This is a genomic window from Paenibacillus ihuae (assembly GCF_001368795.1).
Lineage (GTDB): Bacteria > Bacillota > Bacilli > Paenibacillales > Paenibacillaceae > Paenibacillus_AQ > Paenibacillus_AQ ihuae.
This window is the reverse complement of the sequence record NZ_LN831198.1, coordinates 2,457,675-2,467,529: the sequence shown is the minus strand read 5'-3', so window position 1 is coordinate 2,467,529 and position 9,855 is coordinate 2,457,675. Positions and strand designations below refer to the sequence as shown.

Genomic DNA, 9,855 nt, shown 5'->3' with positions numbered 1-9,855 from the left:
AGCAGAAAAAGGATTCTTGATAAACTTAGTAAGCAGGAAGAAACAATCAATCTTGTTCTGGAGCTCGGTCCAAAAGCAATTGCCCAGTTCAAAAAATACCATCCCTTCAAAGTTTCTCTTTCCTATACGAATCCATACCAGACTACAGCGATTCTAAAGACTTATATCCATATGAATAACCCTGAAGAATGGTCTGAAATCGCTAACTGGCTGCTTTTCCTGGGGGAGGATATCAAGGTAAGGGAAATGCCGGAAGAACTCTTAGCAGCTTTACAAAAGAGATTACATTTATACGGATCCGAATAACAAATCGAGTATTTTATCGTCTGCTCTGCGATTCTTCCCCTGGTAAGGATAACAATGAATATGAATCGCAGGATTAAAATTGATTTCGATAATACTGTAATTATCCTCATTTGCTTCTATGTTAATGTCCCCGATCATCATATCGACTCCGCAAAAGGTGGCTCCTGCAGCTTTGGCTGCCCGGATCGCAAGTTGTTTATAGCTTTCTGGAATATCGTCTGTATAATCGATACTGTCCCCACCCGTGCTGATGTTTGAGTTTTCTCTCAAATAAATGATTTCACCGGGTCGCGGGATATCGAAGGTATTCAGGGATTGATTTCTCAAAAACAGCTTTTCAGCTTCACCTATTTGAATCCGTTCAAGCGGGGTTCTGTACCCTTTGCCCCTTAAAGGATCTTTGTTCTTTTGGCTGACAAGCTGTTCGATCGTCTGAATTCCATCCCCGACAATATTGGCGGGTACTCGATGCAGGATTCCGACAACCTCATCCCCCATCACCAGAAACCGGTATTCCTTTCCGGATATAAATTCTTCAAGCAAGATCGTCCGGTCATGAGCAAAGGCCATTTCAACCGCTTGCTGATAATCTTCTTCTGTAAAGCTATGGGTGAATATGGTGATGCCCAGTCCAAAATTGGTTGATTTCGGTTTAATCACAATTTTTCTTTCCCGATGAAGTTCATAATCCAGTATAGCTTCCTGTGGGCTTCGATAAGCTTTTCCGGCCGGAACCCGAATTCCGTGTTTCTTCAGAACTTCCTTCGTAACAATCTTATTTTTCATGATGAGAACTGTGCTATAGGAATCCAAGGCAGTTTTTGTTGCTTGTTTTACGTATTCCTGATGATCTCCTTTTGTAAGGACGACAAAGTTATCATCACGATCAATGAGCTCAAAACGGATTCCGCGCTTAACAGCAGCTTTTAATAAAAGCTGGGTCGATAATTCTAAATCTTCGTAGCCTGTGAACTTGTATCCGGATTCGGAGCTTTCCTCTGCATATTGCTTCGCCCTGTCCAGGTGATAATCCAAATATGATGAGGACTGAATCTCTGCTTTAATGACAGAGGCATAACTAAGCTCCGGGTTCATTAGAATGTTTCTTTGCTCATTCAGATATTGGACCATCGACTGGTCGTCAGGCCGCAGTAATTTGATCATTTTTTGCATTTCATCAATGATGGATAAGCCCTTGTCCCGCAATTCCCCTTGGAGCCCTGTCATCAGAAGTAAGTCCACATTTAAATCCGCTTGCTGCTGTTCTTGTTGGTTAAAGGGTTCATCCTGCTTCAGCAGCACATAGACAAGAAATAAATGCACAAACTTCAAGGTCTGTAGGCCGATTCCATTCTTATAGAGCGGGTTTAAATCAAACATACGAAGTTCTATGTAAGCTACCCCGTGATCCTGAAGCTCCGGAAGCGGGTAATCCCCTTTTGCCGGTTTCAATCGGATAGGGCTATAAAACTCTTTTGCACTCAGCAATTCCTTAGAAAGAACCAAATCCCTCAAATCGCGCACATATTCATCTATAGAATGAAACGAAACATACAAAGGCTTTTCATTCCGGTAGCCGCACACACTATTGCGAAGTGAACTCATATTGGGGAAGAAGTGACTCTCGTCATCTAACTGATCGCTTAAGGAAACACATTGTTCTACATACGATTTATTAAATACAGGACTGGCGCCTGTCAAATAAATCAATAACCAGCGGTATTTCAGAATATTCCGTGCGACTTTTAAATAAACTCCGTCTTTGAATGGCTTAAAGCCACTTTGATTTTGTGAAGCTTGATATAACCTTTGCAGAAAACCCTCATCGAACGAAAAATTAAAGTGGATTCCGCTGAGCAGCTGCTTCTTTTTTCCATACTTTCTGGCCAGCTTCTCCCTATAAGCGTCTTCTAAGGGGTCATTCATCCGGGCAACGGGAATATCCTCTTCATGCGGCAGCGCTGGCGGATTGCTGCTGGTCCACAAATACTCATCTGCCAATTCTAACGTCACGATATCCTGCAGTGCATCCAGGAAATGATAGGTCTCCTCAATGGTATGGAAGACAGGGGTTATCATCTCCACTTGGCTTTCCGAGAAATCCGTTTTGATATAAGGATTATCCATTTTCGATCCAAAGGCTTTCGGGTGAGGTGTTAATGCAAGATTCCCCCGCTTATCGACCCGGGTGTTCTCTTTTTCAAGGCCAAATTGTCCCTTTAGAATGTCTTGACTTAAATTATTGTCGATTATGTAATTTAAATAATCCGGGTTAAGCTTCACCATGTATATACCTTCTTTCATTATCGTCTATATTGAATGAACTTAAAGTTTTTAGAGTACAGGATCAGTCGCACCTACGGTGGATATTTGGACTTCCGGCCGCTGTTGTCGTAAGAATTTCTTGATTAATACCGCTACTAGCGGTAGAAATCCGCAGACTGCATATGCTTTCGAAGCGAGCTTTCCTACGGAAAGCTTTTAGGCGGACGCATTCGCTCCTCCAGTTCCAAAATTCCCCTCCGGCACTCCTTTCCTTATCTCAAGTTTTTAAGTTCAATCTATATAGGGTGTTCTTATCCGCCTTTATTCATCAAATTATTTTGATGGATGGAGTAAATTTTTACCCGCGCTTTATGTAGTCGGCGGGTAAAAAACACAACATACGTCGTCCGGCAAAAGATACTTCATAACCTTCTCATTGATACTGTAGTAATTCCAGCGGCCTTCTCGTCGGCATTTAATTAAATCTGCATCAAACAACAGCTTAAGGTGATAGGAAAGCTTAGATTGCGGAAGATCTACCATACCTTCCAGTTCACACACACAGACTTCAGAATGTTTATTAATTTCGAGTAAAATCGCTAAACGTTTCTGATCGGCCAGCGCCTTGAACTTTTGTTCATAAGTTGTAAAAAGCCGTGATTGTTGTTCTGTATCCATAGATTAACCTCATCAAATCAAATTTATTTGATGCGTTTATCGTACGCCATAAAATTGAATTCGTCAAAGTGTTTTTTTGCAGGAAAAGAAGGACCGCCGGCAAATGCTCAGGCAGCCCTTCACTTCCTTACAAAGTCGTAGTATGCTTCTCGTCATATTCGCTGGACAAGGTCTTGAGCGATTTGATTTTACCATGGGGATGCTGATCTTGCTTTCGTGACTTCCAGGCAGCTTCTCTTCTTTTTAACTGGTGAGTCATACAAGAATCCTCCTCGGGAAACTGAGATGTATACTACTTCCTTAGGATGTCATTCCCGGGCTGCGTTCATTCATAAAATGATGCAGCACTATACAACCGCCAAAAAAGCGTTTACTATTTTCTATAGTAAATTGTGAATTGAGAAGGAGACATAGGCCATATGCTGAAGCCAAACATAACCAACCAATTGAAAACAACGCTGAAAGCAAGCATCGACAAGAACGAAATCGCCGGTGCGAACTTTTTGGTGATCAAGGACGGGAGTGAAGTTTTTTACCATGAGGACGGCATGGCTGACATAGAGTCAGGACGCCCTATCGCAAGGGATTCGATTTATCGTTTATATTCGATGACGAAACCGGTCACCGCCGCTTCAGTCATGATGCTGCTCGAGCGTGGGGAGATCGATTTGTTCGATCCTGTAAGCCGCTATATACCTGGGTTCAAGAACCAGTTGGTTGAGAAAAACGGTGAACTGGCGCCTGCCAGCCGGGAGGTCTGCATACACGATTTGCTGCACATGACCTCTGGCTTGGTCTACGGCGGTACGGACAAAGCCGGGCAGCATACAGAGGCTTTGTTCCAGGAATTGGGCAGCCGTTTGAACACGGATAACGCGATGAGCACCATGGAATTCGCTAACCGCCTGGGCCAAGGGCCCCTTTCGTTCGACCCGGGATCGTACTGGCAATACGGAACGTCGGCGGACGTTCTTGGCGCAATTGTGGAAGCGGTTAGCAGCATGCGCTACGGCCAATTTTTGCAAAAAGAAATTTTCGACCCGCTGGGAATGCAGGATACCGGCTTCTGGCTGTCTGAAGATAAAAGAGCTCGTCTTGTGAACACCTATCAGGATGACGGCGAAGGCGGCTTGAAGCTGTACGCGGATAGTCATCTTGGCATTGGTCATCAGATGGACCGGGAACCGTTGTTTGAGTCCGGCGGTGCAGGCCTTGCGTCTACGATTGACGATGCGGCCAAATTTACGACGATGCTGATGAATCAAGGATCTCTAAACGGAGTGACTTTATTGAAGCCTAAAACGGTTCAATATATGACATCGGCTTCCTTAAGCAGCTGGCAGCAAAAAGGCTTCGATACATGGCATTCTCTGTGCGGACATAGTTATGGTAACCAGATGCGCATCATGACTGATCCAGGGAAAGCCGGTTGCCTTGGCAGCCGGGGTGAATACGGCTGGGACGGCTGGCTTGGGGCTTATTTCACCAACAGTCCGGCGGATGCGCTGACCGTATTGTTCATGGTCCAGAAAAAGGATGCCGGCACGATGGCCGTTACCCGCAAGCTCCGCAACATCGTGTTCAGCACGCTGTAAGACAAAAAGGGTCCATTTCTTGTTCCGGGTAAAGAATAAGAAATGGACCTTTTATTTATAAGCCGCAGCCTTCTTCGGGCTCAATCGCTTTACCACTGGGCATTATCTCTGTTGGTCTTAATGACTTCAAGCAGACGGTCAGGAAAATTGGTATATACTCCATCCACGCCCCAGGAATAGGCTTTATCCATGTTGACCTGGTAATTCACCGTATAGGGCATTACCTTGAGTCCGAAATTCTTCACCTGCGACACATAGGCCTTACTGATCCCCTGAAAATTCGGACTAATTCCCACTGCGTATGATTTTATGTCCTTCAGATAAGTTTCTGAGACTCTCACCGCGTTGTAATCATACCAGACCAGCTGATATAACGGAATGTCCGGATTTATTTTGTGGAATTTGCGTAAACTGCCTGCGCTGAAGGAATGAATGGCTACCACATCCTCCAGATCATATTTCTGAATGGATTCATTGATTAGGGTTTCAATACCCGGGCTTGGTGCAGAATCCTTGATCTCCAGAATGTATTTGATCTCTTTGCCGAACGTTTCAAATACCTGATCAAGCGTGGGAATTGTAGTGCCAGCATATTTGTCCCGGGCAAACATCGGGTAGGATTCGTTGAACCAGGTTCCTGCATCTAGCCGCTCCAGCTGCTCTAGGGTCATGTTTTTTACATAGCCCTTGCCATTAGTCGTGCGGTTAACGGTATCATCATGAATCACGACCGGAATCCCATCCTTGGTTAAGTGGATATCGATCTCAATAATATCCGCCTTCATCTCCACCGCCAGTTCAAAAGCAGGGATGGTGTTCTCCGGAGCATATCCGGACGCGCCGCGGTGGGCTATCGTGTAGACTTTATCTGCTGGATCAATAATCTCTTTCACCTTCACCCGGATCGTCGGGGAATAGGCGTATAGTATTGTTAATAAAGAAACAAACAGCAATACATGTATTCCGGTAAAATACGCTTTGTGCCTGAACACCTTCATCATTCCGTTACCCTCATTCTTCTCTATCCTTAATGACATGAATATTATACTAACAGTTGGCCTAATTAAAATCCACATGTTCATTAACTTGGAACAATTCATCACTGCTATTATACTTGTATCATAGTTTGGCCATAAGGAGGACGCACGTTGGAAATAGTAGAACTGGACCATCAGCACAATCAGAGGGAAATATCGAGATTACTGGAAGAGCACAGCCAGCGGGCGAATAACAGCATTCCGCCGTATGAACGCGAAGAGCTCTCTCTGGCAGCTTACGAGAAAGGAATCTTCATTGGCGGCATCACCGGGGATATAGTCTGGAATATATTAACTGTGCACCTTCTGGCCGTCGACCCGGCGTACAGAGGCAAGGGTCTGGGCGGTGAACTTCTGCAGGAGCTGGAAGCCAGAGCCCGGCTGCGCGGCTGTAAAGTGAGTGAATTAACAACAATGAGCTGGCAGGCCCCGCATTTTTATCAGAAGCAGGGCTACGAAATCTACGGGGAGATCAAGGATTGCCCGCTCCCGGGCCAAACTAAGTATTACCTGAAGAAAAACCTATAAGGCTTTGCAGTAAGGTGTAATCCTGATGATCGCCAACAATCATAAAAGCTCCCGGGCAGCCCGGGAGCTTCTTACTTATTAGTATGATCATCCAAAAATTGCGTTCCTGTTTCTTTAGTTAACTGATTTATCATACTGCAGATAGACTACATGCGTCTGCAGGTATTCATTCAATCCATGTTTACCATCCGCTCCGCCGATGCCGGATTTCCGCCAGCCTGCATGGAAGCCCTGCATCGCTTCAAAGTTCTCGCGGTTAATATAGGTTTCACCATATTTCAGGCGTTTGATAACCTTCATGGCTACATTAAGATTTTGCGTATATAAAGAAGAGGTCAAGCCGAATTCGCTGTCATTGGCGAGCGCAATGGCTTCGTCCAAGGTGGAAAAAGTAATCACCGGGATCACGGGTCCGAAGATTTCCTCTTGTACAATCTCCATGTCATTCGTAGCTTCTGAGATAACCGTCGGTTCAAAAAAGCTGCCTGCTCCCTCCACCTTTTTACCGCCGAGGAGAATTTTTGCACCTTCTTCAACCGCCCGGTCCACCTTTCGCTGGACGGAATCCTGTGCGGCCTTGTTGATCAGCGGCCCCATCTGAATATCTTTATCTTTTAACGGATCACCGTATTTCACTGCCTTCATGGCCTCAACCAGACGGGCCGTGAATTCGTCCTTGATCCTCTCATGCACATAGACGCGCTCCGCACAGTTGCAGACCTGGCCCGTATTGATTACCCGTGAATCTACGATGGCTTTGATAGCCAGATCCAGATCGGCATCGTCCATAACAATGGCTGGAGCCTTACCGCCAAGCTCAAGACTAACCTTGATGATGTTCTCAGCAGCAGCTTCCATCACCTTTTGTCCGGCCGGCACGCTGCCTGTAAGGCTGACCATCCCAACCTTTGGATTGCTGGCCAGCTCATTGCCCACTTCAGCCCCCTTGCCAGTAACAAGATTGAATACCCCTTTGGGCAGCCCTGCTGCGTCAACAATTTTGCTAAAAGCCACGGCATTGTTCGGCGATTCTGCACTTGGCTTGACGACAATCGTATTTCCGGTGATCAGGGCCGGAGCCATCTTCCGGGCAATCAGAAAGAACGGGAAATTCCAGGGCAGGATACCTGTAGTTACCCCAATAGCGCGTTTAAATACAAAGATGTTCTCGTTATCGCGGTCACTCTGAACAATTTCCCCTTCATAGCGACGTGCCCATTCAGCCATATAATCCATATAATCGGTGGTAAAATTAACCTCTACGGTAGATAATTCCAGTGTTTTGCCCACTTCCTCGGAGATCAGCCTGGCGATGCTGTCCGCCTCCGCACGAATCCCGTCTGCTATAGCATGCAGATACTTCCCGCGTTCAACCGCAGGTGTCTCCTCCCAGGCAGATTGGGCTTCTTCCGCAGCATTGATGGCTCGAATGACATCATTCCTAGTAGCCTTGGGAACCTGTGAGATCACTTCATCTGTTGCAGGATTCGTTACTTCCATCCACTCTTTGCCTTCTGCTTCGGTAAATTGGCCATCGATGTACATCAAATGTTTGGTCACTGTCTCTCCCCCTCAAGGTGATTGTTCCATTTCCCACCAATAGTGTAAACGCTATCAATATTTATTGTCAATAAGATTCACATTTTTTATTTGTTTTTGTGTTGTTTTATATTGACTTCTTGAGTTAAGCTATGGTTAGGGTTATTTCGATTGGAGGGATAAGGAGTGAAAGTCAGTATTTTTTCCACTTGTTTAGTAGACCTCATGACCCCGAAGGTCGGAATCGCAATGGTTGAGGTTCTCGAGCGGCTGGGCTGTGAAATCGATTATCCGGCTTCGCAGGTCTGCTGCGGTCAACCGGCCTACAACAGCGGCTATCTGAAAGATTCCAAGCTTGCGATGAAGAATATGATGCTTGCCTTTGAGAGCTCCGATTATGTCGTAGGTCCCTCCGGCTCCTGCATCGCTATGTTTCATGAATATCCGAAGATCTTCAAGGGGGATCCGGACTGGGAATTGAAAGCGATTACTTTAAAAGAAAAGTCTTATGAATTCACTCAGTTCATTGTAAAAGTACTCGGCATTACGGATGTGGGGGCAAGCCTTGACGGGACCGCCACCTATCACCGTTCCTGTCATATGACCAGACTGCTGGGTGAGAAGGAAACCCCTTTTCAACTGCTGGAGCATGTAAAAGGACTGCACATGGAGCCGCTCAAAAACAGCGATAACTGCTGCGGCTTTGGCGGGACCTTTTCGGTGAAGATGCCGGATATTTCCGAGCAGATGGTTGATGAAAAAAGCAGCTGTGTCATAGACACTGGAGCAGATATTCTGATCAGCGCAGATATGGGCTGTCTGCTGAATATTGGCGGCCGCCTGTCCCGCAAGGGAGAACCTGTGAAAATTATGCATATTGCGGAAGTGCTGAATCACCTGAATCCTGTGATTGCCAAAGGAGGAAGCCAGAATTGAGCCTGCAAACGGATAAACGTGATTTCAGCGAACGGACTACAGACGGACTCGGGGATCCATTTATGCGAAATGCCGTAGGTTCAGCGCAGGACAGTCTCAAGACCCGGCGTCTGTCCGCGGCTACCGCGCTCGGAGATTGGGAACAGTGGCGGACCGCAGGCCAGCAAATCCGCCAGCATACCCTGCAGAACCTGGATTATTATCTGGAGCAGCTCGCGGGAAACATTGAGCGAAAAGGCGGCCATATTTATTTTGCAGCAACCAAAGAAGAAGCCAGCAGCTATATACGGGATGTTATCGTGCAGAAAAAGGCTAAAAAAATCGTTAAATCCAAATCCATGGTTACAGAGGAAATTGAGCTGAACCATGTTCTGATTGAAGCCGGCTGTGAGCTGATTGAGACCGATCTGGGTGAATATATCCTGCAAATGGATGATTGGGATCCGCCATCACATATTGTGGCTCCGGCACTGCATAAGGACCGGCGGCAAATTCAGCGGGTGTTTACGGAGAAGCTTGGATATACAGATGACGAAAGTCCTGAGAAGCTTGCCCGTTTTGCCCGGAAGGTCCTGCGGCAGAAATTTCTGGAGGCTGAGGTCGGAATCACAGGCTGCAACTTTGCTGTCGCCAACCTTGGGGCTATCAACCTGGTGACCAATGAAGGAAACGGCGATCTGACTGCGGCTATCCCCAAAACGCATATCGCTGTGATGGGCATGGAGCGGATTGTACCTACGCTTGCGGAAATGGAAGTACTGGATAATCTCCTCTGCCGCAGTGCTGTTGGGCAAAAGTTAACCAGCTACATTACCGTAATGGGACCCTCAGCAGCCGGTGAGACAGACGGTCCTGAAGAATTTCATCTGGTTGTCGTGGACAACGGCCGCTCAGACATTCTCGGCAGCGAATTCAATGAAGCTTTACAATGTATACGCTGCGGGGCTTGCCTGAATGTATGTCCGGTATAC

Annotated in this window: 9 protein-coding genes and 1 pseudogene; 5 read left to right on the top strand and 5 right to left on the bottom strand. The window is 46.3% G+C overall.

Going from position 1 to position 9,855, the window contains the following annotated elements; translation table 11 throughout:
• A pseudogene (locus AQR02_RS34065) lies at positions 1–306 on the top strand (WYL domain-containing protein); the annotation flags it as partial.
• On the opposite strand, the gene gshAB reads toward AQR02_RS34065, so the two are convergent.
• The 3 genes from gshAB to AQR02_RS34060 all read right to left on the bottom strand — a co-directional run bounded on the left by gshAB (position 289) and on the right by AQR02_RS34060 (position 3,508).
• A complete protein-coding gene (gene gshAB, locus AQR02_RS11115; protein ID WP_245237327.1) occupies positions 289–2,610 on the bottom strand; it encodes a bifunctional glutamate--cysteine ligase GshA/glutathione synthetase GshB in 2,322 nt (773 codons plus the stop codon). The pseudogene AQR02_RS34065 and the gene gshAB overlap by 18 nt on opposite strands.
• Positions 2,611–2,940: 330 nt before the next feature.
• Positions 2,941–3,249: an ArsR/SmtB family transcription factor gene (locus AQR02_RS11110; protein ID WP_054940615.1), complete on the bottom strand. Its 309-nt coding sequence runs from the start codon at positions 3,247–3,249 to the stop codon at positions 2,941–2,943.
• Between the two features lie 127 nt (positions 3,250–3,376).
• The gene (locus AQR02_RS34060) at positions 3,377–3,508 is read right to left on the bottom strand and encodes a DUF6254 family protein (RefSeq protein WP_222861271.1); all 132 of its coding nucleotides are present in this window, start codon (positions 3,506–3,508) and stop codon (positions 3,377–3,379) included.
• A 160-nt stretch (positions 3,509–3,668) separates the two neighbouring features.
• Here AQR02_RS34060 and AQR02_RS11105 point away from each other — a divergent pair, with 160 nt between their 5' ends.
• Positions 3,669–4,844: a serine hydrolase domain-containing protein gene (locus AQR02_RS11105; protein WP_054940614.1), complete on the top strand. Its 1,176-nt coding sequence runs from the start codon at positions 3,669–3,671 to the stop codon at positions 4,842–4,844.
• A gap of 89 nt (positions 4,845–4,933) precedes the next feature.
• On the opposite strand, the gene AQR02_RS11100 is transcribed toward AQR02_RS11105, so the two are convergent.
• Complete coding sequence (locus AQR02_RS11100) at positions 4,934–5,881, bottom strand: glycerophosphodiester phosphodiesterase (RefSeq protein ID WP_159067740.1); 948 nt, start codon at positions 5,879–5,881, stop codon at positions 4,934–4,936.
• 111 nt (positions 5,882–5,992) lie between these two features.
• Here AQR02_RS11100 and AQR02_RS11095 point away from each other — a divergent pair, with 111 nt between their 5' ends.
• Entirely contained in the window at positions 5,993–6,409 is a 417-nt protein-coding gene (locus AQR02_RS11095; protein WP_054940612.1) for a GNAT family N-acetyltransferase, read from the top strand.
• Positions 6,410–6,523: 114 nt separating this feature from the next.
• Here the strand turns inward: AQR02_RS11095 and aldA are convergent, their stop codons facing one another.
• Entirely contained in the window at positions 6,524–7,969 is a 1,446-nt protein-coding gene (aldA, locus tag AQR02_RS11090) for an aldehyde dehydrogenase (RefSeq protein WP_280818621.1), read from the bottom strand.
• A gap of 165 nt (positions 7,970–8,134) precedes the next feature.
• On the opposite strand from aldA, the gene AQR02_RS11085 reads away from it, so the two are divergent.
• Both AQR02_RS11085 and AQR02_RS11080 read left to right on the top strand, forming a co-directional pair.
• Positions 8,135–8,884: a (Fe-S)-binding protein gene (locus tag AQR02_RS11085; RefSeq protein ID WP_054940611.1), complete on the top strand. Its 750-nt coding sequence runs from the start codon at positions 8,135–8,137 to the stop codon at positions 8,882–8,884.
• 62 nt (positions 8,885–8,946) lie between these two features.
• The coding region (locus AQR02_RS11080) for a LutB/LldF family L-lactate oxidation iron-sulfur protein (protein WP_425340006.1) at positions 8,947–9,855 on the top strand (909 nt) is incomplete at its 3' end.